The 23,328-nt window shown below is 70.6% G+C and carries 17 protein-coding genes; 10 read left to right on the top strand and 7 right to left on the bottom strand.

The window, feature by feature from the left end:
- Positions 1 to 9 precede the first annotated feature (9 nt).
- On the bottom strand, positions 10 to 2,484 hold the full coding sequence (locus ACGF4C_RS08230) for an amino acid adenylation domain-containing protein (RefSeq protein WP_393564309.1): 2,475 nt from the start codon (positions 2,482 to 2,484) through the stop codon (positions 10 to 12).
- A gap of 356 nt (positions 2,485 to 2,840) precedes the next feature.
- Between ACGF4C_RS08230 and ACGF4C_RS08225 the strand changes: the two genes are divergently transcribed.
- The 3 genes from ACGF4C_RS08225 (at position 2,841) to leuA (ending at position 8,053) form a co-directional block, all read left to right on the top strand.
- Positions 2,841 to 4,037, top strand: coding sequence for a MalY/PatB family protein (locus tag ACGF4C_RS08225; RefSeq protein WP_393564307.1), 1,197 nt, complete (start codon positions 2,841 to 2,843; stop codon positions 4,035 to 4,037).
- 277 nt (positions 4,038 to 4,314) lie between these two features.
- Entirely contained in the window at positions 4,315 to 6,252 is a 1,938-nt protein-coding gene (locus ACGF4C_RS08220; protein ID WP_393564304.1) for a B12-binding domain-containing radical SAM protein, read from the top strand.
- A 10-nt stretch (positions 6,253 to 6,262) separates the two neighbouring features.
- Positions 6,263 to 8,053, top strand: coding sequence for a 2-isopropylmalate synthase (gene leuA, locus ACGF4C_RS08215; RefSeq protein WP_393564303.1), 1,791 nt, complete (start codon positions 6,263 to 6,265; stop codon positions 8,051 to 8,053).
- Here leuA and polX read toward each other — a convergent pair.
- Positions 7,992 to 9,725 carry a DNA polymerase/3'-5' exonuclease PolX gene (gene polX, locus ACGF4C_RS08210; protein ID WP_393564301.1) on the bottom strand — a complete coding sequence of 578 codons (1,734 nt, stop codon included), beginning with the start codon at positions 9,723 to 9,725 and terminating at the stop codon, positions 7,992 to 7,994. The two genes, leuA and polX, sit on opposite strands and share 62 nt — an antisense overlap.
- Positions 9,726 to 9,955: 230 nt before the next feature.
- Here polX and ACGF4C_RS08205 point away from each other — a divergent pair, with 230 nt between their 5' ends.
- From ACGF4C_RS08205 to ACGF4C_RS08185, 5 genes are all read left to right on the top strand, one after another.
- Entirely contained in the window at positions 9,956 to 10,945 is a 990-nt protein-coding gene (locus ACGF4C_RS08205; RefSeq protein ID WP_393564300.1) for an ornithine cyclodeaminase family protein, read from the top strand.
- 314 nt (positions 10,946 to 11,259) lie between these two features.
- Positions 11,260 to 11,631: a YciI family protein gene (locus tag ACGF4C_RS08200; RefSeq protein WP_393564298.1), complete on the top strand. Its 372-nt coding sequence runs from the start codon at positions 11,260 to 11,262 to the stop codon at positions 11,629 to 11,631.
- Complete coding sequence (locus tag ACGF4C_RS08195; RefSeq protein WP_393564296.1) at positions 11,628 to 12,857, top strand: RNA polymerase sigma factor; 1,230 nt, start codon at positions 11,628 to 11,630, stop codon at positions 12,855 to 12,857. Before ACGF4C_RS08200 ends, ACGF4C_RS08195 begins: the two co-directional genes overlap by 4 nt.
- A gap of 233 nt (positions 12,858 to 13,090) precedes the next feature.
- A complete protein-coding gene (locus ACGF4C_RS08190; protein WP_393564294.1) occupies positions 13,091 to 13,801 on the top strand; it encodes a response regulator transcription factor in 711 nt (236 codons plus the stop codon).
- Positions 13,798 to 15,393, top strand: a complete 1,596-nt coding sequence (locus ACGF4C_RS08185) for a sensor histidine kinase (RefSeq protein WP_393564292.1) — start codon at positions 13,798 to 13,800, stop codon at positions 15,391 to 15,393. Before ACGF4C_RS08190 ends, ACGF4C_RS08185 begins: the two co-directional genes overlap by 4 nt.
- Positions 15,394 to 15,402: 9 nt before the next feature.
- Here the strand turns inward: ACGF4C_RS08185 and ACGF4C_RS08180 are convergent, their stop codons facing one another.
- Positions 15,403 to 15,786 (bottom strand): hypothetical protein, encoded by a 384-nt coding sequence (locus ACGF4C_RS08180; protein ID WP_393564290.1) that lies wholly within the window; start codon positions 15,784 to 15,786, stop codon positions 15,403 to 15,405.
- A gap of 332 nt (positions 15,787 to 16,118) precedes the next feature.
- On the opposite strand from ACGF4C_RS08180, the gene ACGF4C_RS08175 reads away from it, so the two are divergent.
- Together ACGF4C_RS08175 and ACGF4C_RS08170 are read left to right on the top strand one after the other, a co-directional pair.
- Positions 16,119 to 16,565 carry a hypothetical protein gene (locus ACGF4C_RS08175; RefSeq protein WP_393564289.1) on the top strand — a complete coding sequence of 149 codons (447 nt, stop codon included), beginning with the start codon at positions 16,119 to 16,121 and terminating at the stop codon, positions 16,563 to 16,565.
- Positions 16,562 to 16,843 carry a hypothetical protein gene (locus ACGF4C_RS08170; RefSeq protein ID WP_393564287.1) on the top strand — a complete coding sequence of 94 codons (282 nt, stop codon included), beginning with the start codon at positions 16,562 to 16,564 and terminating at the stop codon, positions 16,841 to 16,843. Before ACGF4C_RS08175 ends, ACGF4C_RS08170 begins: the two co-directional genes overlap by 4 nt.
- 144 nt (positions 16,844 to 16,987) lie before the next feature.
- On the opposite strand, the gene ACGF4C_RS08165 is transcribed toward ACGF4C_RS08170, so the two are convergent.
- From ACGF4C_RS08165 to ACGF4C_RS08150, 4 genes are all read right to left on the bottom strand, one after another.
- Positions 16,988 to 17,326 (bottom strand): hypothetical protein, encoded by a 339-nt coding sequence (locus ACGF4C_RS08165; protein ID WP_393564285.1) that lies wholly within the window; start codon positions 17,324 to 17,326, stop codon positions 16,988 to 16,990.
- A 404-nt stretch (positions 17,327 to 17,730) separates the two neighbouring features.
- Entirely contained in the window at positions 17,731 to 19,368 is a 1,638-nt protein-coding gene (locus ACGF4C_RS08160) for an alpha/beta hydrolase (protein WP_393564283.1), read from the bottom strand.
- A 114-nt stretch (positions 19,369 to 19,482) separates the two neighbouring features.
- Positions 19,483 to 21,063, bottom strand: a complete 1,581-nt coding sequence (locus ACGF4C_RS08155; protein WP_393564281.1) for a PKD domain-containing protein — start codon at positions 21,061 to 21,063, stop codon at positions 19,483 to 19,485.
- Between the two features lie 373 nt (positions 21,064 to 21,436).
- The gene (locus ACGF4C_RS08150) at positions 21,437 to 23,290 is read right to left on the bottom strand and encodes a beta-galactosidase family protein (protein WP_393564280.1); all 1,854 of its coding nucleotides are present in this window, start codon (positions 23,288 to 23,290) and stop codon (positions 21,437 to 21,439) included.
- Positions 23,291 to 23,328: the final 38 nt, after the last annotated feature.

The raw sequence follows: 23,328 nt of genomic DNA, 5'->3' as shown, positions 1-23,328 counted from the left end.
GTCTCCTCGCTACACCGCGGCGTCCGGCCCGGGTGACCGCTCCGCGGCCCCGGGCGCGCCGGCGGTGGCCTCCAGGTGCGCGGCCAGCAGCCGCAGCGTCGAATGCCGGTAGAGGTCCACCAGGGTGATTTCGGGGACCTGCGTCATGCTGCGCAGGGCCTTCATCGAGTCGCCGCCCAGCCGGAAGAAGTCGTCGTCCCGCCCGATCGCCTCGACCCCCAGCACCTCGCGCCAGGCCGCGGCGATCCGCTCCTCCCACGGGCCGCTCGGGGCGGCGTCCGCGGGTACGGTGCCGCCCCGGCCGCCGTCGTGCGCTGACGGGGCGGCAGGCAGCGCCTTGCGGTCCAGCTTGCCGTTCGGGCTCAGCGGCATGGCGGACAGCACCAGCAGCGTGCCGGGGACCATATGGGCCGGCAGGCGGGCGGCCAGCCCGTCGCGGACCTCGTCCGGGTCGATCGCCTCGCCCTCGCGCGGAACGACGTAGCCGACCAGGACCGGTGCGCCGGTGGCATCGGGCTGCGCCGCCACCGCCGCCTCCTTGACCCGGGGGTGGTCCCGCAGCACCGACTCGATCTCCGTCAGCTCCACCCGCAGCCCGTGGATCTTGACCTGGAGGTCGGTCCGGCCGAGCAGCTCGATCAGCCCGTCGGCATCGCACCGCGCCAGGTCGCCGGTGCGGTACAGCCGCTCGTCGGACACGGGGCCGTACGACCAGTGCAGGAACCGTTCGGCGGTGAGGTCGGGCAGGTCCAGATAGCCCACGGCCAGGCCGTCGCCCGCGAGGTACAACTCACCGGTCACACCCGGCGGAACGGGCTGCAGCGCCTCGTCCAGGACGTAGGTCCGCTGATTGGCCATCGGCCGCCCGTACGGAATGCTGGTCCAGCCGGGGTCGGTCGCCTCGACCTCGTAGAGCGTCGAATAGATGGAGGCCTCGGTGGCGCCGCCGAGCGAGATGAACCGTGCGTCCGGCGCGAACTCCCGGGTCCGGTCGGGCATCTTCACCGGGATCCAGTCCCCGGCGAGCATGATCAGCCGAAGCGAGCCCAGCGACGAGGGGCCGCCCGCGGCGGTCGCGTCGAGGTGGTCCAGCACCAGCTCCAGCAGGGCCGGGGCGGTGTTCCAGACGGTCACGCCGTGCTCCGCGGCCAGCTCTGCCCAGTGCGCGGGTTCCCTGCCGCGGCCCGGCGCCGGGAGCACGAGGGTGCCGCCGGCCGCGGTCATGCCGAGGAACTCGTAGACCGACATGTCGAAGCTCGGCGAGGACAGCCCCAGCACACTGTCGTCGGGGCCCACGGCGAAGCGGGTGTTGAGGTCCGCGATGTTGTTGAGCACGCCCCGGTGGCGCAGCGCGATCGGCTTCGGCCGTCCGGTGGAGCCCGAAGTGTGGATCACGTAGCAGAGGTTGTCCGGGCCGGCCACGGGCTCCGGGTCGTCCGCCGGCCGCTCGGCCAGGAGCGCCTCGTCCCGGTCCAGCAGGATCAGCTGCCCCTGCACCACGGCGTCCCCACCGCTGCCCAGCGCGTCGGCGAGCCCGGTCCGGCTGATCAGGGCCACGCACGACGCACCGGAGATCATCGTGGTCAGCCGGGCCCGGGGATACGCCGGATCCAGCGGCACATAGGCGCCGCCGGCCTTGAGCACCCCGAGCATGGCGATGAGCAGCTCGGGGGAGTGGTCGAGGAAGAGGCCGACCCGGTCGTCCGGGCCGACGCCCAGGTCGCGCAGATGGCGGGCCAGCCGGTTGGCCGCGGTATTGATCTCCCGGAACGTCCGCCGCGCCGTCCCCTGAACCACGGCGACGGCCTCGGGCGCCTGCCGGACCCGCTCCTCGAACACCTCGTGCAGACAGGCACCTTCGTGCGGCAGGGACACCGCGGTGTCGTTCCACTCCAGCAGGACGCGGCGCTGCTCGGCCTCGGTGAGCAGGGTGAGCCGCTCCAGCGGCCGGTCCGGGTGGTGCAGGCCGTCGTGGAGCAGATGCCCGTAGTGGCCGAGCATCCGCTGTGCCGTCGCCGGGGCGAAGAGCCGGTCGTCGAAGTGGAGGGCGGCCCACCGGGAGCCCGCGTCCGGTACGGGCAGGGCGAGTTCGGCCTCGTACGGCCGGGGATCGCCGTCCGCCGGGGGCGCGCCGATGCGTACGCCGAGCCGGGCCGGCTCCGCCCCGGGACGCGCCACCGCGCCGGCCTCACCCGCCAGTCCGCGCAGCGTGCTGTCGCCGGTGACGGAGAATCGGAGCAACGCCTCCTTGCCGCCTTCCCGGACGAGCCGGAACTCGACCTGGTTCTGCCCGGAACAGCGGTACACCAGCACGGCGAATCCGGCGAGGAGCACATTCTCCGGGGTGGTCGCACACGAGGCGGCCAGCGCGCGGACCGCGTCGTCGTACAGCCCCGGAATCTCCTGGCGCACCACTGCCGTACACGCCGGTGCATCGACGCCTCGCGGCCGGTCCGCGGGGAGTTGGGCGGCATGGGAGGACAATTACCGTCTCCTGTCTCGGAGTTTCTCGACTTCGCAGGTGAATTTCGGCGGCGGGCAATCGGTGGGGCGCAGCTGCGCACCGATGCCGGGTCGGGAACCTCCGAGCCCGGGAACCGTCCCGCTCGGTGGCCAATCCGGGCTGCGCGCCCGGCTGTTGGCGACATTAACCGGCCACGCTGACCGCCACAATGTGGCGGGCGTCACATTCCCCGGTCCGTGCCTGCTGCATAATCATGTACTCCCCAAGGGGGCCTCGACGAGGACGTACTCGGGGAAATCCGTCGCCGTCTCCCTGTCGCGCGGCAACCGACCGGCCGCACGGCGCCGTGTCATCCGACCGCAGGGGGAAAAGCCGTATGAGCACCGACCTTTCGCCGGCCGCGCTCGACGCCGTCGATCTGCGCCACCTCGCACAACGGGACGGCGAGAAATGGGCGACCGCCGGCGAGGGCATGCTGTCCTCCTGGGTCGCCGACATGGACTTCCCGACCGCACCCGCCATCCGCGAGGCGCTCATCCGCCGCGCGGACGGCGATCTCGGCTACCCCACGTGGTTCGACGAGAGCCAGGGCGGCCCGCTCGGGGAGGTGTTCGCGGCCCGGACGCACCGCAAGTACGGCCACCGGCCCGAACCCACCCACGCCCGGCTGTTCACCGACATCAACCAGGCGATGCTGGCGACGCTCCAGGTCGCCACCGAGCCGGGCGACGCCGTCCTGCTGCACACCCCGGCCTGTCCGCCGTTCGTCGACGTCATCGAGAAGATCGGCCGCCGACCGCTGACCGTGCCCGTCGAAGAGGGCCCGGACGGCTGGGGGTTCGACCAGGCCCGCATGGAACACGCCGCCGCGGACGGCGACCTGGGGCGCTGCCGGGTGCTCTTCCTGGTGAACCCGCACAACCCCACCGGCCGGGTCTTCCGCCGGGACGAACTGGAGGCGCTGGCCGAACTCGTCCTGCGGCGCGATCTGCTGGTGATCTCCGACGAGGTGCACGCGGACCTGACCCACGCTCCGCACCGGCACGTCCCGTTCGCCTCGCTCGGCCCGGAGATCGCCGCCCGCACCGTCACCCTCACCTCGGGCAGCAAGGCGTTCAACCTCGCCGGGATCCGCTGCGCGCTGGCCCACATCGGTCCGCGGGCCGTGCGTGAGGCCGTCGACGCCCGGCGCGGGCTGCTCTTCGGCCAGGTGGGGGTGCTCGCCGTCGAGGCGCTGAAGGCCGCCTGGACGGCGGGGGACGACTGGCTGGCCGACGTCATGGCGGTCCTGGACCGCAACCGTCGGCGGCTGGCCGAGCGGCTGCCCCGCGGGATCCGCTGCCGCACCCCGGAGGCCACCTTCCTGGCCTGGCTCGACTGCCGGAGCCTCGGGCTCGACGCCGACCCGATGCCGTTCTTCCGCGACCGGGCCAAGGTGCTGCTCTTCTCCGGCCCGGCCTTCGGGGCCGACGGCGAGGGATTCGTCCGGCTCAATTTCGGGACGTCACCGCAGATCCTCGAAGAGACCCTGGAGCGCATGGACACCGCGCTGCGCCGGCATCGCGGGGAATGAAACCCCGGCCCCGGGCGCCCGGGCCGAAAACGACAATGTGGACAGTTTTCTTTTGTCGTTGACGCGCGCCGGGCCGGGGCTAGTAAAGTTCGGAAAGATCACGGGGGACAAAGTCGGGGGACTTCCACGGGAGTTCAGGCGCCCATGCGCAGAGCGTCCCGGCCACCATCGCAAGAATGCCACCCGCTCTATTTGTGGCGTCCCACCGGATCCCTTGCGTCACCGATGTCCGCGTTCCGGGCCGAGACCCGGAAGAAATCGGAAATCCGGAGGGCTGATGGCCACGCACGCCATGGAAAAGGTGTATTCGGGGAACGGCACCGTACGGCTGCACCGGGCCGGGGACGTGACCGACCCCGACGCCTTCCGGGAACGACGGCGCACCCGCAGACGACTCCTGGCGGAGTATCTGGCCGACGGCCGGACGGAAACCCGCTATTTCCCGGTGCTGTCCGTACTGGCACCCGTCATGACCCAGCCCGAAGGGGAAATCACCTACCCGGGCGACCCGATGTGCCTCTACACGGCGCTGAGCCTCGCCGTGCACCGGGCGGTGGCCGACGCCGGCCCCTTGGCGGACGCCACGCACTACACCGATCTCGCACCCGAGTGGACCCGGTTCCCCTCCAAGAAGTACCGGCTCTCCGCCGGCGACGACGGATACCGGGCCTACGGCACGGCCCCGAACACCGACCGCACCGTCTTCGACCCCCGGGTGTGGGACGACACGGCCCGCGCCCTGTGGGTACGGATGCTGCGCGAGGTCCGGCCCCGGGTCGTCCTCATCAGCGCCGTATCGCCCGCCCACCGCTACGCGCTGCAGATCGCCGAACTCGCCAAGCGCGAGGTCCCGGAAACCTTCGTCATCCTCGGCGGCCGGCACGTCGACGAGACCACCACGGCCACCCCCGACGGCCAGGGGCTGCTGCTCAAACCCAGCAGCCCGCTGGCCGTCATGCAGGAGGGCAAGGTGCCCCGGGTCGTCGACGCGGTGATCAGCGGCGAGGCCTACCACGCCGTGGACCTGCTGATGCGGGCCCTCGCACTGGCCACCGACCTCGACCAACGCCAGGTCGACCGGGCCCAGGTGCTGCCGTGCCTGCAAGGGCTGCTCGCCGAGGAGGGACCCGGAGCCGGCAACTCCCTCGTCGTCCTGACGGAAGGGGACACCCTCGACGCGGTACCCCTGCGCGGCGGCGCACTCGACCTCGCCACGCTGCCCTCGCCCTACGAGGCCTTCGCCATCCGCTCGCGTTTCCCGATCTTCACCGACCGGGCATCCGGGGAGGTACTGCGCACCGCCCACTTCATGGTGTCCAACGCCTGTCCTTACCGCTGCAACTTCTGCTCCGAGTCCGCGCAGTTGAGCAATGGCCTCAAGCGGTTCAAGGACGATGCGATCGGCACGGCGGTCCAGCGGGTCTGCGAATACGTCGGCTACGGTGCCGCATCGCTCTTCTTCGACGATTCGGTCTTCTGGAGCGGCCGCTACCGCGACATCGGCAATTTCTGCGAAGAACTCAGCCGCATACGCCGTACCCCGCCCGCCGAAATCGACGCCCGTTACCGGCACTTCCTCCCTCACGACGACGACATCGAGCGGCTGCACGACCTTCAATGGGGCGCACAGCTGACCGTCGACACCCTCGTCGCACTCCATTCCGCGGAGGAATCCCACGCCATTCTGCGGAAGATGAAGGAAGCCGGCTGCAGTTACGTCTACATCGGCATCGAAAGCATGTCGACGCAGGTCATGACCCATATCCACAAGAACCTCCGCCGGGACGAGCGCAAACCCTGGCGGGAAAAGGTCCGGGAGGCCGCCGCGCTGGTCAAGGCGCACGGTCTGCAATTGGGCACCTCCGTCCTCTTCGGCCTGGACGGGGAAACCCGGTCGAGCATCGACGAGACCATTCATGAGGTCGGCCGGCTCATCGACGACAAGCTGATCGACCTGGCCAGCCCGAACATCCTCACCTACCACCCCGCGACACCCGTCACCCGGGCCCACGGCATGCAGGACCGGCTCGACTACCACTCCCCGCGCATCGACAACCGAAAGCCCTACATCTATTTCGAGGAAGCCTTTCCCGACGTCGTCTCCGTCCTGCTGACCGAGGACGACATCTGGCACATCCACCACGAGACCCGGCACCGCTGGGGCGGTGCCCGCAACGACGCGGCACCGGTCCCGGTCGAGGCCGGCGCGGAATGAGGAGAACCTGATGCCCGCTTCCCTCCCTGTCTCCGGTCAGCCGCTGCAACAGCCCTCGGGCATGCCCACACAGAGATACACCGCCTACCCACGGGTCGACCTGCCGGACCGCTCCTGGCCGGCCGCCTCCCTCACCCGGGCCCCGCAGTGGTGCGCGGTGGACCTGCGGGACGGGAACCAGGCACTCGCCGTCCCCATGGACCTCGCCCGCAAGCGGAAACTCTTCGAACTCCAGGTCCGGATGGGCTTCAAGGAGATCGAGGTAGGTTTCCCGGCGGCCAGCAAGACCGACTTCGATTTCATCCGGCTGCTCATCGAAGAGGACCTGATACCGGACGACGTCGCTATCCAGGTCATCATGCCGGCCCGCGAGGAACTCATCCACCGCACCTTCGAGTCCCTGGCCGGCGCCCGCCACGCCATAGCCCATCTGTACAACTCCACCTCCTGCCTGCAGCGGGAGGTGGTGTTCGGGATGGACCGCGCACAGATCAAGGACCTGGCGGTGCGCAGCACCCGGCTGTGCAAAAAGCTCACCGAGGACCTGGGAAGCCCCGGTATCCGCTACGAATACACACCGGAGTCCTTCACCGGCACCGAGCTGGACTTCGCACTGGAGATCAGCAACGCGGTCATCGACGTATGGGACCCCGCCCCGGATCACAAAATGATCCTCAACCTCCCCGCCACCGTCGAGATGTCGACCCCGAACATCTACGCCGACCAGATCGAATGGATGCACCGCCACCTCGACCGGCGGGACTCCCTCATCCTCTCCATCCACCCGCACAACGACCGCGGCACCGCCGTCGCCGCCGCCGAACTCGCCTGCATGGCCGGTGCGGAACGCATCGAGGGCTGCCTCTTCGGCAACGGCGAACGCACCGGCAACGTCGATCTCGTCACCCTCGGACTCAACCTCTTCACCCAAGGCGTCGACCCGATGATCGACTACTCGGATCTCGCCGAGGTCGCCGCCACGGTCGAATACTGCAACCGGCTGCCGGTGCACCCCCGCCACCCGTACGGCGGCGAACTCGTCCACAGCGCTTTCTCCGGCTCCCACCAGGACGCCATCAAAAAGGGCTTCGAGGCCCTGGAACACCGGGCCGCCACCACCGGCACCCCCCTCGCCCGGCTGCCCTGGGCCGTGCCGTACCTCCCGATCGACCCCAAGGACATCGGCCGCGACTACGAAGCGGTGATCCGGGTCAATTCCCAGTCCGGAAAGGCGGGTTCGGCCTACCTGCTGAAAAGCGCATATCACCTGGACCTGCCGCGCCCGCTGCAGGCGGAATTCGCCCGGATCATCCAGGAGCACACCGACGGCACCGAAGGGGAGCTGTCCGCCGACGAAGTCTGGTCGGCATTCCGCCGCACCTACCTGGAAGCCACCCGACCGCTCGCCCTCCTCGACCACACCGCGCAGAGCTCCGAAGACGGCGCCACCCGGTCCCTCACCTGCACCCTGCTGACCGGCACCGGCGACACGCTGGCCCTCCACGGCTCCGGCCCCGCACTCGCCGACGCCCTCCTCAACGGCCTCGCCACCCTGGCCCACCCCGAGACCCCCGACCCCACCGCCCTCACCCTCGGGGACCTCACCCAGCACCCGCTTCCCCCGGACGGCGACCGGGCCCCGCGGTTCGCCGCCTACGCCCGCATCGACCACCACCAGCGCTCCGCCTGGGGCGCCGGGATCGCCCCCGACTCCGTCACCGCCACCCTGCAGGCCGTCCTCAGCGCGGTGAACCGCCTTTCCGCAGAAAGCGCCGGAGTTTCGTCAGCGGCCAGGTGTTGATGACGTCGTCCTTCGTGAGCCAACCGCGCTGCGCCGTGCCCACGCCGTACCGCAGATAGGGCAGATGCGTGGTGGAGTGCGCATCCGAATTCACCGCGAACTTCACGCCGTGGCGCTTGGCACGCAGGATGTCCTCGTCGCACAGGTCGAGCCGTTCGGGATGGGCATTGATCTCCAGCGCGGTGCCCGTCCTGGCGCAGGCCGCGAAGACCGCGTCGAAATCGGCGTCGATTCCCGGGCGTTTACCGATCCGGCGCGTCGTGGGATGACCGATCACGGCTACGTACGGATTCTCACAGGCGCGGATCAGGCGCCGGGTGAGGGCCTGCCGGCTCTGGTCGAAGTGCGAGTGGACGGAGGCGACACAGAGGTCGAAACCCGCCAGGAATTCGTCCGGCCAGTCGACCTCACCGTCCGGTCCGATGTTGAGTTCGGTGCCGTGCAGCAGTCGCATCCCGTGGTACCGGCGGTCCAGCGCACGTACCTCCTCCCGCTGCGCGAGCATCTTCTCGTCGGTCATGCGCTGCATATAGAGGTTCGGGGCGTGGTCGGTGACGGCGTAATAGGCATAACCGCGTCCGGCGGCCGCGGCGACCATGTCGTCGAGGGACGAGAGGCCGTCGGTGAGGTCGGTATGGGTGTGCAGATCGCCCCGGATGTCGCGCTCGGTGACCAGGTCGGGCAGTTCGCCCCGGAGCCCGGCCGCGACCTCACCGCGGTCCTCCCGCAGGGTCGGCGGGATCCACGGCAGCCCGAGCCGGTCGTAGATCCCCTCCTCCGTCTCCGAGGTGATCATCTCGCCGCTCTTGGCGTGGAACAGCCCGTACTCGGACAGCTTGAGCTTGTGGCGCACCGCGATCGCCCGGGTGCGGATGTTGTGGGCCTTCGAGCCGGTGAAGTACTGCAGCCCCGCACCCCAGGACACCGGCGGCAGCACCCGCAGGTCCACCTGCAGCCCCTTGGTGGTCCGGATCGACGTCTTCTTCTCCCCGTGCGCGATGACCTCGGCGGTGTACGGAAGCTCGGCGAGCGCCGTCATGAACGGCGTGGACCGCTCCGCCGCGACCAGGATGTCGATGTCCCCGATCGTCTCCCGCATCCGGCGCAGCGACCCCGCGTACGTGCACCGCCGGCAGCCACGGATGCCCGACAGTTCGGCGACGATCTGCTCCGCCAGCTCCATGGCGGCACCCAGCAGGATCCGCCCTTCCCCGGCCTTCTGCATCAGCGAAATGCCGTGCAGGATGTTCTCCTCGGTCTTCTCACCGAACCCCTTGAGCTCCCGCAGCCGCTCCTCATGGACGGCGTCGAGCAGTTGGTCCACAGAGGTGATGCCCAGCACCTCGTAGAGGACCATCGCCTTCCGCGGTCCCAGAGTGGGGATGCTGATCAATTCCCGGACCCCGGCGGGGACCGACGCCCGGGTCTCCTCGATGGTGGCGACCCGCCCGGACCGCAGATACTCGACGATCTTCTCCGCGATCGAGGCGCCGACGTGCGGAATCTCCCGCAGCCCCGGCACATCGAGCTGGGTGACGTCGACGGGGTAGCCGCCGACGGCGCGGGCGGCCTTCTCGTAGGCACGGGCCTTGAAGGCGTCGCCACCACTGATCGCGATGAGGTCGGCGTACTCCTGCAGCAGCGCCTCGACCTCCTCATTGGCGCGGACCATACCTCCAGGGTGCGCCCGTATCGGCCCCGCGGCACGGCCGGCCGTCACCGTCCGCGCACGACCGTCACTTACCGACCCGTGCGACCCGGCGCCCGCCGCACCCGGGCCCGCAGCAGCCACTGCAGCGGTGCCCTCCCCGAGAGGGCGTTACGGTCGAACTCCTCGGCCGGTGCCGTGCCGGCCGTACGTGGTGCTGCGTCGACGGACGTGGTGATCGGAGGTCGAACCGGATGCTGGTGGTGGGGCGCTCGGAGGTGGAGACGCTGCTCGACATGGACGCGCTGATCGATGCGCTGGCGTCGGCGATGACCGACCTCAGCGCCGGCCGGGCCGCCGCGCCGGACCGGGTGGCGGCGACGGTGCCGGAGCGGGAGGGCTTCGTCGCCGCCATGCCGGGCTATGTGCCCTCCGCGGGGGCGCTGACGAGCAAACTCGTCTCCGTCTTCCCGCGGAACGCCGGTACGCCGCTGCCGACCCACCAGGCGCTCATCGTCGCCTTCGACCCGGACACCGGCGAGCCGGTGGCCCTGCTGGACGGTACGGCGATCACCGCCGCGCGGACCGCCGCCTGCTCGGCGCTCTCGGCGCGGCTGCTGGCGCGTGCGGACGCGTCGGTGCTGGCCCTGCTGGGCACCGGCGCTCAGGCCCGTTCCCACGCCCGCGCGATGTGCCGGGTCCGCCCCCTCCGCCACATCCGGGTGGCCGGCCGCAACCCGGCCCACGCCACCGCCCTCGCCGCCGAACTCTCGGCCGAACTCGGCATCCCCGCCGAGGCGGTGGCCACCTACGCCCAGGCGCTCGACGGTGCGGACATCGCCGCGGCCACCACCCACGCCGTCAACCCCGTCGTCCGCCGCCCCTGGCTGAGCCCGGGCGTCCACGTCACCTCGGTCGGCTTCAACCCCGCCGGCCGCGAGGTCGACGACGCCACCATCGCCGACGCCCTGGTCTGCGTCGAATCGCGGCAGGCGGCCCTGGCCCCCTTCCCCGCCGGGAGCAACGACCTGCTCCACCCGATCCGCGACGGTGTCATCACCGCGGACCATGTGCACGCCGAACTCGGCGAACTCCTCACCGGGAGCCGGCCCGGCCGCACCGCGCCCGGGCAGATCACGCTCTACAAGTCCGTCGGGGTAGCCGTCCAGGACGCCGCGGCGGCAGCCCTCGTCGTCGAAGCCGCCCGGGCACGGTCCGCGGGAACGCACATCGACCTGGACTAGGACCAGGGCCACCGCGGCGTTCGGCCTCCACCGGGTGCTATACGCCGCTCGCCTCGTAGTTCTCTCGACGTGTTCTCGCGAGGTGTTCTCGCGACGTGTCGCCGGTTGGTCGGAGCGGCCGGGAGCTTCTTGACGTCGCAGCGACGGAGGCGACGGCGAAAAAGTCATGCGAAATTTCTGGCGAGGGGGGTGCCGGGGATGTCAAGACGACGGCGGCGACTCCGACCACCGGTAGAAGAGCCACCGATCGAAGAGCCACCGGTCCAAGGGCCGGCCAGGGCCCGCCGAACCACGAGAAGCACCAGGAGTACGAGATGAAGTTCCTGATCAGCCTGCACATCAACCCGGCCGTGCTGGACGCGCTCACCGACGAGGAGAAGGCGGCGATCGGCGAAGGCCACGCCGCGTTCATCGAGTCGCTGAAGACGTCCGGCGAGCTGATCACCACGCAGGCGCTGGTCGACCCGTCACAGGCCGCCGTGGTGCGGGTGCGCAACGGCCAGCCGGTGGTGACCGACGGACCTTTCCTGGAGGCCAAGGAGTATCTGGGCGGCTTCTACCTGATCGACTGCGAGAACAAGGAGCGGGCGATCGAGCTGGCCGGGCAGATCCCGGACAGCGCGATCGACGGCCTGGGGGTCGAGGTGCGGCAGGTGATGTTCGCCGACGGACAATTGGAGGCATGACCGCACCACTCATGGAGGACCTGCTGCGTGAGCTCACGCCGCAGGTCCTCGGCGCATTGGTACGCCGGCACGGCCAGTTCGAAGGGTGTGAGGACGCTGTACAGGAGGCCGTCCTCGCCGCCACCGTGCAGTGGCCGGCCGAGGGAGTGCCGGGCAACCCGCGCGGCTGGCTGATGACCGTCGCGTCCCGGCGGCTCATCGACCAGATGCGCAGCGACCACGCGCGCCGCGAGCGGGAGTCCGCGGTGGCCGCCGAGGTGGTGCCCGAGGACGTCCCGGACACCGACGACACGCTCGTCCTGCTGTTCCTGTGCTGCCATCCGACGCTGACCGCCGCCTCCCGGACCGCCCTGACGCTGCGGGCGGTCGGCGGCCTGACCACGGCCGAGATTGCCCGGGCGTTCCTGGTTCCGGAGGCCACCATGGCGGCCAGGATCAGTCGGGCCAAGCAGCGCATCAAGGCCGCCGGCAGCGCGTTCGGCCTGCCGGACGGCGCGGAGCGGGAGGAGCGGCTACGGGTCGTCCTGCACGTCCTCTACCTGATCTTCAACGAGGGCTACACCGCTTCCTCGGGCAGCGAACTGCACCGTGCCGACCTCGCGCACGAGGCGATCCGGCTGACCAGGATGGTGCACACACAGCTGCCGGCGGACGGCGAGGTGGCCGGGCTGCTCGCGCTGATGCTGCTGACCCACGCCCGCCGGGAGGCCCGTACGACGGCGGCCGGCGACCTGGTGCCGCTGGACGAACAGGACCGTACGAAATGGGACCGCGCGCTGATCGACGAGGGCCTTGAGCTGGTCAAGTCGTCGCTGGCGGGCCCGGCCCTCGGTCCTTACCAGCTCCAGGCCGCCATCGCCGCCACGCACGCCGACGCGGCCACGGCCCGGGAGACCAACTGGCCGCAAGTACACGCCCTTTACCTGATCCTCGAACGCATCGCGCCCAACCCGATGGTCACCCTCAACCGGGCGATCGCCCTCGCCGAGACCGAGGGCCCGTCGGCCGGACTGGCCCTGCTGAACACCTTGGACAGTGACGAGCGGGTGGCCGGGCACCACCGTCTGCTGTCCGTACGGGCGCACCTGCTGGAGAAGACCGGGGACACGGCCGGGGCGTACGAGCACTACCGGCGCGCCGCGAAATCCACCGCCAGCATCGCCGAGCAACGCTACCTGGAAGCCCGGGCCGGCCGGCTGCGGCAGGAGGGCCGCCGGCGCTCCTGATGCTGCCCGCGGCATCCACAGGAAACCCACAAGTTTGCCTCCTACCTTTCCGATGCGGCTACCGTGCACGGATGCCGCCGGCGGGTGCCTCGGGAACCGGGACGGCATGGACAGTGAACTGCACACGATGCGGTGGCGCGGTGGTCCAGGGGCCGGACGGCCGGTGGTGCTGCGGCAACTGCGGGGCGAGCGGATGAGCCGAGGCGCCCGATGAGATGAGAGTGGAGCCTTGCATGTGCGCGGCCAAGCGCCTCGACCGAGTCCTGGTCGTCGACGACGACGCGATGATCCTGCGGTCCCTGGGGCGCGGCCTGCGGCTGAACGGCTTCGACGTCGCGCTCGCCGAGGACGGCCCGACCGCTCTCGCGCAACTGGCAAAGACCCCGCCGGACGTGATCGTCCTCGACGTGTCCCTGCCGGGGATCAGCGGCATCGAGGTGTGCCGCACACTGCGGGCCGACGGTGACGAGGTGCCGGTGCTGATGCTGTCCGCACTGGACGAGCTGGCGGACCGGGTCGCGGGCCTCCAGGCCGGGGCCGATGACTACCTGGTCAAACCCTTCGCACTCAAGGAACTGGTCCTGCGGCTGCAGGCCCTGCTGCGCCGCCGCCCGTCCGCAGGCAGAGACCTCGTGCAGGTCGGCGACCTGGTCCTCGACACGGCCGCGCGCGAGGTGACGTACGGGGGCGTGGCGGTGGGGCTCACCCGGCGGGAGTTCGAGCTGCTGGAGGTCCTCGCCCGCAACGCGGGCGTCGTCCTCACCCGCGACCAGCTCCTGGACCGGGTGTGGGGCTACGACTTCGAGGTACGCACCGACGCCGTCGACACGTTCGTGAGCTATCTCCGGCGCAAGACGGAGGCCGGCGGCCGGCCGCGCCTCGTCCACACGGTCCGCGGAGTCGGCTTCGTGCTGCGCGCATCTGCCACGGGCCCCGCGCGATGAGGCTCACCACCCGGATCGCCCTCGTCATGGGCCTCGCCATGCCCCTGCTGGTGCTGGGCTCCGGCGCGCTGCTGCTGCGCCTGGTCACCCGCGACGTGCATGCCGAACAGGACGCCCATCTGCGCGAACGCGCCGCGGTGCTGCTGCCGCTGGCCAGGGGGCTGCTGCGGACCGAGGAGAGCGGACAGCCGCGGAAGGCGGCGAACCGGGAGCGGCAACTGCTCGACGCGGGCCTCGACGTCGGGGTGCGTCTCCTGGCGGCCGGCGGTGGGTCGGTGACGGGCGGGAACAGCGGCGTCGATCCGGTCGTGCCCGGTCGGAACACGACCACGGGCGGTGGCCCGCAGGGGTACCGGGTGGTGGCCGCGGCGGGTCCGCAGCCGCCCGCCCCCGCGTCGTTGCCGGTCGCCGCACCCGACCCGGTGACCGTACGGGCCCGCGGCCACGCCTGGCGGGCGCTGTCGGTCGAGGTGGGCGGTGCGAACGCCCGAAAGGGCCCGCGCGGCACGCTGTGGGTGTTCTCCCGCGGATCGGCCGGGACCGCCGAGGTCACCGCCGTACAGCACCGCATCCTGGTGGTGGCGCTGATCGCCGCCCCCCTGGCCGGGTTGCTCTCCTGGGCCATCGCCGAACGTGCCACCCGCCCGCTGCGCCGCCTGCAGCGCCGGGCCGGCGGGCTCGACCCCGGTACCAGCACGGCGCGCCTGGACCACACCCCGTCGCGGATCACCGAGGTGGACGACCTGGCCCGGACCCTGCAGACCGTACTGTCCCGGTACGACGAGCAGGCGGCGCGGACCCAGGAGGCACTGGCGACCGCACGGGCCTTCTCCGCGACCGCCTCCCATGAACTGCGCACCCCCCTGATGGGCATGCAGACCAATCTGGACGTCCTCACCGACCACCCCGACCTCGATCCGGTCGACCGCGCCGACGTCCTGGCCGACCTGCGCTCCGGACAGCAGCGGCTGATGGCCACGCTGATCGCGCTGCGGGCGCTGGCCCAGGGCGACTTGGTGGAGGCCGACGCCTTCGGTGTCGTGGATCTCTCCGAGCTGGTGGCGGCGGCGGTGGCCGATGTGGAACGGCACCACCCCGGCGTCCGGCTGACCCTCCGGCTCACGCCCGGGCTGCTGCTGAGCGCCTGGGAGCCGGGGCTGCGGATGGCGGTCGACAACCTGCTCCGCAACGCGGTGGTGCACGGGAGCCGGGCGGGACTGCCGGCGCGGATCGAGGTGGCGCTCCGGCCGGGCGGCCGGCCGGCGGACCCGGTGGCCGTGCTCACCGTGGACGACGACGGTCCGGGCATCGCACCCGAGGAGCGTCAGCAGGTCTTCCAACGGTTCCACCGCCGCGCCGGCAGCCCCGGGTCCGGCCTGGGCCTGACCCTGGTGGCCCAGCAGATCGCCCTGCACCGCGGCACGGTACGGATCCTGGACCGGCCGACGGGAACCGGCGTCCGCTTCGAGGTCCACCTGCCCCGGCCCGGCGACCCGGCGGCCGACACCCGCACCCTCGAACTGCCGCTGCACCGCGCCTGGTTGAGCGAGGTCCCGGGGGAGGGCCCGCACGAGCTGCCGACCAGGGCCTGACCGGCCCCGTCACCTCGTACGGGGCCGGGACTCCCTGACCACCCGCGTGGTGGCCCGGCCCGCCCCCGCGGAGCACCTCACTGAACGGAACCGGCCGCCGACCTCCGCGACCCAGAAGGCGTCCGCCACCGTGAGCGCCTGGACGCACCGGCTGCGCCGCCAACCCCCGAAGCACGCCTCGACGACGTCGGCGCCGGGTGGCAGCTGCCCCCATGCCAGGGTCCAGTGCGTGCCCGCCCGGCCGCCGTACCGGCCACCCCGGAGCGGGGAGACACAGAGCGTGCTCACGACGGACACATCGATCAGCCCGGCCCCGCTGTGCACCTCCAGCGCCGGCCGCCCCTCGGACCCCCGCCCGACGCGCAGCAGCCAACCGCTCAGGGGCAGCCGCACGTCACGTGGTCCAGCTGCGGTGAGGACCGTGGCCTCCGCAGAGGAGGGCTCGTCCGACGCGAGGAAACCACCGTGGTCCACTGTCTCTCTCCCAGCTTCGAGGCACGGTGCACCTGACCGTCGCCGACACTCACGCACACCGTCGCCGACATCTACGGACGCCGTCGCCGATGCTCAACTGCCCCCGACCATAAGGACGATCCTTGTGGATTCCCTGTGCCCGCAACGTCCCCGTGCGGACGGCGAACGCACCCCGTAGCGGCTCACAAGGTCCCCACAAAAAACGCCCCTACGTTCTGCTCACCCATTTTCTTCCTGAAGGGAGCACCACCATGCAGCGTCCCAAGATCGTCGCGGCAGGAGCCCTGTCCACCCTCGCGCTCACCGGTTGCCTGCTGAGCGGGGCGGTGTCGGCGAACGCGGCGGACTCCGGCAGCCCGTCGTCCGCCGAGCCCTCGGCAACCGCCCCGCACAACGGCAAGGGCAACGGCCACGGCAAGGGCATCTGCCACCGAGTGCCCAAGCTGGAGAAGCGCATCGACAAGGCACTGGACCGGCTCAACGGCGATGCCCACACCCGCGGTTCGATCGCGCGCCTGGAACAGCGGGTGAAGAACGCCCGCGCCAAGCACCGCGACGCGGTCGCCACGTTCCTCCAGGACCGGCTCACCCACCGCAAGGAGCTCAAGCCCACGCTCACCCGCGAGCGCACCGACCTCAAGGCCGTCGCGGCCTGGTGCGCGACGAAGGACGGTGACAAGAAGGGCACCGCCTCGTGAGGCAACGCTCCCGGCGTGCCGCGTTGCTGCTGACCGCGGCGCTCGCGGTACCGCTCCTGGCGGTAACGGGCTGTTCGCAGGACTCCGGCCGGTCGGCAGCTCCGGGAGGCTCCGGGGCAAGCGGCGCGTCCTCGGCCTCCCACGCACCGACCTCAGGCCCGACCGCCGGCCCGCCGTCCGGTTCGTCCACCGAGGAAGAGGAGATGGCGAAGAAGGTCCAAGAGGCCGAGAAGGCAGCGGACGCGGCCGACGCCGACGCGGCCGAGGACCCGCAGTGAGGGACCGGTAGGAGAGGGCGCGGCACCGCTGGTTCCTTCCCGATCGGGCCGGCCAACCAGGGCATCACACCCCCGCCACGACCTGCGCATGCGACGGATCCACGCAGCCACGGGCCGCGTGGATCCGTCGGCCGTTCGGTCGCGTCAGTCCAGATCGTCCGAGTAGTCGGTGGTCACGCAGCCGTCCACCTCACCGTCGTCGGTGGTCTTGCCCTCGGGCGCGTGGAAGCCGGGGGAGCAGTTGAGGAACAGCAGCCCGGCATCGAGCAGCTTCCGCCGTTGGTCGTCGCTGCCCGGGTCGACGGCGAAGTCGTCCCCGATCATCAGGTCGTCCTGCTCGGACTTGTCCCCCTTGACGGCGGTCTGGAACGCCGCCATGTCCTCGATGGTCAGGAAGTCGGCGTCACCGCCGCCGACCGCCGGGTCGTCGCACTCGCCGCCGCCGTTGATGCCCTTCATGCCCATGGCCTCGACCTTCGCCACCTCCGGGGGCGTGGCGATGTCGACCTTCTCGCAATGGAGCGCCGTTCTGAGAAGTTCCCCGGCCCCCTGCGGCGACCCACCGGAGGGCAGGCTGCTACAAGCGGAAACCGATGCCAGGGCAAGGACAGTGCCGGCCGTGGCAAGCATTCGATGGAAATGCATGAATTCCTTTGCAGTGGTGGCTTCGAGACGAGCACCGAACGGCTGTGACGGTGCATCGGCTGCCAAAAGGCGAAAAGCCATCTGCACTCCCCCGTTCCCCCGCTCTGATCATTTGACCGGAACATGGTAAACGCAGCTTGCCCCAGCTGCGTCGCGTCAGCCGCACGAGCGGAACGCGGACCGCCGCATCGGGGTGGGCAAGGGCCGCCGCCCCTGGTCCCCGGCTCACGCCCGTTGGATGCTCAGGATGACCGCCGTTCCGGCGACAGTCCGGTCTTCGCGGCCGGTCCGGCGGGGACCGGGAGTGGGCCGGCCGCGCAGGTCGTGTCGTGCTTCGGTGCCTTGCCGGTCAGCAGGTAGGTGGTGACGATGTCGTCCACGCACGCGTTGCCGTTGCGGTACTGACCGTGGTCACCGCCGCCGGTGACGGTGACCAGGCGGGAGCCGCGCAGGGCCCGGTGGTCCCGGACGGCGGCCTCGTAGTAGGTCGCGGGGTCGTGCACCGAGTTGAGCATCAGGGTCGTCGGCAGTCCGGCCCCGGTCACCTTCACCTTCGGCGCGGTCGCCGTGGGCCAGTACGCGCACACGGACGAGAAGGCCAAATCCCGTGCCCCGACGAGCGGTTGGGTCTTCGTGTCCTTCGCGCTCCGCCGGACCCAGTAGTCGATATCGCGGTTCCAGGCGGTGTCGTTGCAGGTGACCGAGAAGTACTCGGCAAGGAATTCCGGGCTGAGATACGAGCCGAAGACCTTTTCCATGAGCTGTCGCTCCGGGGCCCCCGCGCCGTCCCCGTGGTCGAGCGCGGCGAGCGCCGATGCCAGTACGGGGAAGCCCTCCTTGGCGTTGTAGATCGCTTGGATCGTGCCGTTGTCCAGCTGGTTCGGGCCGATGACGACCTGGCCGACGGTCACCGGGTGCTCCGCCAGCGCCCGCCGGCGCGCCTCCCACCGGGCCTTGGCCTGCTGGGCCGTCCGCCCGTAGTGGCGGACGGTGTCGTACTTCGCCAGCCAGGGCAGGAAGTCCTGCTCGAACCGGCGCTGGAAGCTCTTCGGCTGGCCCGTCTCGAACTCCTCCCAGGAACCCGCCCAGCCGACGTTGCTGTCCAGCACGGTCCGCTCGATGCGCCGCGGGAACAGCGTCGCGTAGTAGGCGCCGATCATCGTGGCGTAGGAGGGCCCGTAGTAGGAGATCTTCCGTGCGCCGAGCAGCGAGCGGTACAGGTCCATGTCACGGGCCGTCTGCTCGGTGGTCAGGTACGGCAGCAACCCGCCGCTGCGTGCCTGGCAGTCCTGCGCCAGCTTGCGCGACCGCGCCAGCACGCCCTGGACGGCGGCGTGGGAGCGGTCCCGGAAGTCGTGCGCGAAGAACTCCCGGAACTCCGCGTCGGTCTGGCACACCGGGCGGGTGCTGCGACCGACGCCGCGCTGGTCGAAACTGACCACGTCGTACGCGGCGCCCACCGCGGGCTCGTCCTTGACGAAACCCTCCGGCCGGTTCAGCCCCGAGGCACCCGGCCCGCCCGCCGCCATCATCAGCACCCCGCGCCGCGCGGCGGGGTTGTTCGCCCGGTGCCGGGAGACCGCCACGGTGAGGTCCACACCGGCATCCGGCCGGTGCCAGTCGCGCGGCACCGTCATCCGCGCGCACTCCAGCGACGAAGCGCCCTCGCAGGGCTGCCAGTCCAGCCGCTGCTGCGCGTACCGGGCGGGCACCCGCATCCCTGCCCCGGTGGCCTGCGCCCCGCCCGCCGGCAGCACCGTCGCGGCCACCACCGCTGCGGCCACGCCCGCCAGTGCGGACGCGCCCCACCACCGCGTACGCGGCGCGCTCCCCGAAACCCGCGACCCTGCCATCGAACCCTCCCGGATGTGTTCCTTCATCTACCGGGACCGATCCTTCCGCCGGGCACACGATCGCTCGATCCCCCCAGCATCCGTCTTGGGGGTGGTACTGGTACCACCCCCAAGCAGGGAAGCCGCAGGAAGGCAGGCGGCCTAGTCAGCGGTGAGGGCCCGCGCGGCCTCGACCAGCGACTTTCCTCCGTCCCGGCCGGTCATCACGAGGCGTGGCAGCCAGGGCCCCGTGCGGTCGTAGGCATGGGTGACGGTCGGTTCGCCGGTCTCCTGCTGGGTGCCGTCGCCGAAGTACCAGTGGTAGCGGTAGCCGGCGGCGGGCGGGTTTCCGTGCACGGTTGCCGACATGCGCACCTCGGTGCCGACGGGGGCGTGTGCCGGGAGGCTCAGCCGGGCGGTCCGGGGCCCCTGTGCGGGGAGGCGGAACCACTCGCGAACGTGGGGATTGAGGAGGAAGGCATCGGCGTACTGCCGGGCGCCCTCGATGTCGGGGTGGCCGACGGCCGCGCTCAGGCACTGCAGAGGAGTCGCGCTCAGCTCGGGGCAGGCCCGGGTGCGCAGCGGGAACGCCGGGTCGGTCACCGGAGTGTTCCAGACCTTGGAGTCCGGGGTGAGAAGGGCGTTGTCCACGGTGAACAGCCCATCGGCCGCCACCGCGTACGGGCCGTCGGCGGACGCCTTGTTGGCGGCGGCCGCCGCCTGGTGGTAGGCGGCATTGGCCAGTTGTGTGTACTGCTCATAGCGCTCGGCCACCCTGCCCAGGGCGGCCTTGCAGGAGGCCAGCCGGGCCCCGGCCACTCCCGGGACCGAACAGGTCTTCACCGGGATCGGGGAACTGCTGCGACTCAGCGCGTAGTAGAAGTCGGCCACGATGACCTTCGGCCGGCCCGGCAGGGAATGGGCCTTCTCGATGGCCGCCCGCATCCCGCGTCCGCCGTATCCGACCTTCGCGCCGCTGAAGTAGGGCACGTCCTTGGCCGGGTTCTCCGCTGCCGCGCCGATGCCGGAGCACTCCCGCTTCACTGCCTCGGGCACGCTTTCCGAGCCGGGAGTGATGCCGACGCCGATGCCGAAGAACGGATCGAGGTCATTGATGCACCCGTTGATCACGACCAGGTCGAGACCGTAGCCGCCCGACCGTGCCTGTGCTCCCGCCTTTTCCAACTGGCAGAAGACGTCCGGCATTTGTTGGGTGACCTCGCCGAACTCCATTTCCCCGTCGCCGTCCGGGTCCTGCTTCTCGGTCGTGCGCAGACAGTCCGCGTCCTTGTTGCCTGCGGGCAGATCGGGCGCGTCGAGCACCGCGCCGGAGATCGCATAGTCGTTGAGCTGAAAGCCCCGGCCGGTCGCGCGGCCGAGCAACTGGCCGGTCAGATAAGGGAACTTCTGGTCGTGGTCCAGGCCTTGGCCCCAGACCACCGAGTCACCGACGGACGCCACCCGAACCGGGTGGCACCCGCGGCGTAGCGTGTCCCGCCAGACCTTTCCGTAGCGGCCGGGTGCCTGGCCGTCGGGCGCGCCGGCGATCCGGGCGTCGACCTGGAGGACGGTCTCGGTCGCGGGCACCCGGCCGAAGGGGATGCTGAACTCGGCCGTGCCGACATGGGAGTTCATGTCGAGGTGTCCGCCCGCCAGTTGCTCCTCGCCGGCGCGTACCCGCCACTCCACGGTGGCTCCGGCCTTCGCCGCGGCCGGGTCGTAGACCTCCACCCGGCCGCGCACAGGTCCTTGGCACACCGGATTCGGCGTCAGGTCCACATCGAGGACGAGCGGAAACGCCGACCCCGGCAAAGCCGTGGCCTGCGCCGCGACGGGAAGCCCGCCGAGGAGCTGACCCAACAGCAGGGCGGCCGCCCCGACCGCCCCGGCCCCCCATCGCCTCCGTGCAACCCGCCGCCGCGACCACACCAATCTCACGCCAACACCCCTGTCCCTGCCGTCATTTCGGTCCGTGCGGAAACCACTGCATTCCGCATCGGTAGGGATCATGACAGTTGGGAGATCGGTGTGGACTGTGCGTAGCGCCCCATACTGAGTGAAACTGATCACTTACTTGCAGTTACGCATGGGGGGGGAGGAACGAGAGGGCGGCTCCCTAACCGATGTCGGGCTCGGACCGTACTTCGATCCGGTCCCCACGGCGTTCCATTTCCAGCACGACGAGCTCGTTGCGGCCCTTCCGCCACAGGTGGCCGGGCGCGTACAGGGTGACCTGCGGTCCGAGGGACCAGTAGCGGCCGAGCGGGAATCCGTTGAGCCAGACCATGCCCTTGTCCCAGCCGGGGAAGGCGAGGAAGCCGTCCGCGGGGGTGGCGACGTGGATCCGGGTCCGGTGGAAGGCGGGGCCGGTCGGGGTGTCTTCGTTGCGGAATTTCAGAGCCGAAAGGTTGTCGAGGGGGAGCCGGCGGATCTCCCAGTCGTGCAGTTCGTCGTCGTCGAGGAAGACCCTGCCGCTGATTCCCTTGGGGTCGTTGAGGCCCTGGCCGAAATTGACCCGCCCGGTGGGGTCCACCAGGAGATCGAGGGTGCTGGAGGCGCCGGGCACGGTGAAGTCGACGGTGTGGAGCGGCTGGTTGCGGTCGAAGGTGCCGATCCGCTTGCCGTCGCCGAAGACCAGCGCACGGTCGCCCAGCCCCGTGATCCGCAGGTGCCGGGTCCCCCGCGGCCCGCGCACCCGCGTGCGGTAGTGGATCAGACCGTGCGGCTGCCCGAGGGCCTCCATATGGACGGGGGTGGTGCGCCGCACCGGAGTGCTGCTCAGCGCGTCGACGACGTCCATCAGCGGCACCGACTCGCGTACGGAGACCCGCTGGGCCGGCATCCGGCGTGGCGTGGCGGGCAGGGGCGTGTTCGGCAGGGTGGTGTATTTGGCGAGTACGTCACGCACCGCGTGGAACTTCTCCGTGAGTTCGCCGGATTCGCTGATCGGGGCGTCGTAGTCGTAGCTGGTGACGGTGGGTTGGTAAGCACTGCCGCTCAGATTGGCACCCGCGTACCAGCCGAAGTTCGTGCCGCCCACCGCCATATAGAAATTGATCGACGCTCCTGCTGCAAGGATCTTTTCCACGTCGGCGGCGGTCCGCGCGGGGTCGGAGGTGTGGTGCCGCTCCCCCCAGTGGTCGAACCAGCCGTCCCAGAACTCCGTGCAGAAAAGGGGCTTGTCCGGCTGGAATCTGCGGAGTTCCGCGAAGGGGCCGGTGGGGTCACCGGCGAAGTTGACGGTGGAGAGGAGATCGGGGAGGCTGCCCGCCTCCAGCGCTTGCCGGGTGGCTCCGTTGGAGCAGAACAACAGGCTGTCGATGCCCTGCGCCCGCATGGTGTCCCGCAGGTGTTCCAGGTGGGCGTGGTCGTCGCCGTAGCTGCCGTACTCGTTCTCGACCTGCATGGCGATGATCGGCCCGCCGCGCGTGGCCTGCAGATCGACGAACCGGGGAAGCAGTTCGGCGAACCAGGTGTCGACCGCTCGCTCGTATGCGGGGTCGGAACGGCGCAGCGGCGCGTCCTTGTTCTTGAGGAGCCAGGCGGGCAGCCCACCGAAATCCCATTCCGCGCAGATGTACGGTCCCGGTCGCACGATCACCTTCAGCCCCACTTCGTCCGCAGTACGGACGAACGCGGCGACATCGCGCCACCCGGTGAAGTCGGCCTTCTTCTCGGACGGTTGGTGGAAGTTCCAGGCGACATAGGTCTCCACCGTGTTGAGGCCCATGGCCCGCATGCGGAGCAACCGGTCGCGCCAGTCCTTGGGATGCGTCCTGAAGTAGTGGAAGGCACCTGAAAGGATCCGGAACGGCTTGCCGTCCAGCAGGAATTCGTTCCCGCGGATGGTCAGTCCCCGGGGGCTTTCGGCCTGCGCGAGGGTCGTACGGCTGCCGCCCAGGGCGACCCCCAGGGACGCGGCCCCCACCATGGCTGAGCTCAGAAACCTACGTCGGCTGAACTGCGTCATGTCTGCTCTCCTCGACTCGACCGGTCGTCGCCCAAGAC

Origin of the sequence: Streptomyces sp. NPDC048197 (genome assembly GCF_043202395.1) — a bacterium.
Lineage (GTDB): Bacteria > Actinomycetota > Actinomycetes > Streptomycetales > Streptomycetaceae > Streptomyces > Streptomyces siderophoricus.
Note: the sequence above shows the minus strand (reverse complement) of the source record. Positions and strands in the feature narration are given on the sequence as shown.

What these genes read in the sequence shown, in the direction of transcription:
- ACGF4C_RS08225 (WP_393564307.1), top strand. Translation starts at nt 2,841, where the DNA reads ATGAGCACCGACCTTTCGCCGGCCGCGCTCGACGCCGTCGATCTGCGC.
- ACGF4C_RS08220 (WP_393564304.1), top strand. Translation starts at nt 4,315, where the DNA reads ATGGCCACGCACGCCATGGAAAAGGTGTATTCGGGGAACGGCACCGTA.
- leuA (WP_393564303.1), top strand. Translation starts at nt 6,263, where the DNA reads ATGCCCGCTTCCCTCCCTGTCTCCGGTCAGCCGCTGCAACAGCCCTCG.
- polX (WP_393564301.1), bottom strand. Translation starts at nt 9,725, where the DNA reads ATGGTCCGCGCCAATGAGGAGGTCGAGGCGCTGCTGCAGGAGTACGCC.
- ACGF4C_RS08205 (WP_393564300.1), top strand. Translation starts at nt 9,956, where the DNA reads ATGCTGGTGGTGGGGCGCTCGGAGGTGGAGACGCTGCTCGACATGGAC.
- ACGF4C_RS08200 (WP_393564298.1), top strand. Translation starts at nt 11,260, where the DNA reads ATGAAGTTCCTGATCAGCCTGCACATCAACCCGGCCGTGCTGGACGCG.
- ACGF4C_RS08195 (WP_393564296.1), top strand. Translation starts at nt 11,628, where the DNA reads ATGACCGCACCACTCATGGAGGACCTGCTGCGTGAGCTCACGCCGCAG.
- ACGF4C_RS08190 (WP_393564294.1), top strand. Translation starts at nt 13,091, where the DNA reads ATGTGCGCGGCCAAGCGCCTCGACCGAGTCCTGGTCGTCGACGACGAC.
- ACGF4C_RS08185 (WP_393564292.1), top strand. Translation starts at nt 13,798, where the DNA reads ATGAGGCTCACCACCCGGATCGCCCTCGTCATGGGCCTCGCCATGCCC.
- ACGF4C_RS08175 (WP_393564289.1), top strand. Translation starts at nt 16,119, where the DNA reads ATGCAGCGTCCCAAGATCGTCGCGGCAGGAGCCCTGTCCACCCTCGCG.
- ACGF4C_RS08160 (WP_393564283.1), bottom strand. Translation starts at nt 19,368, where the DNA reads ATGAAGGAACACATCCGGGAGGGTTCGATGGCAGGGTCGCGGGTTTCG.
- ACGF4C_RS08150 (WP_393564280.1), bottom strand. Translation starts at nt 23,290, where the DNA reads ATGACGCAGTTCAGCCGACGTAGGTTTCTGAGCTCAGCCATGGTGGGG.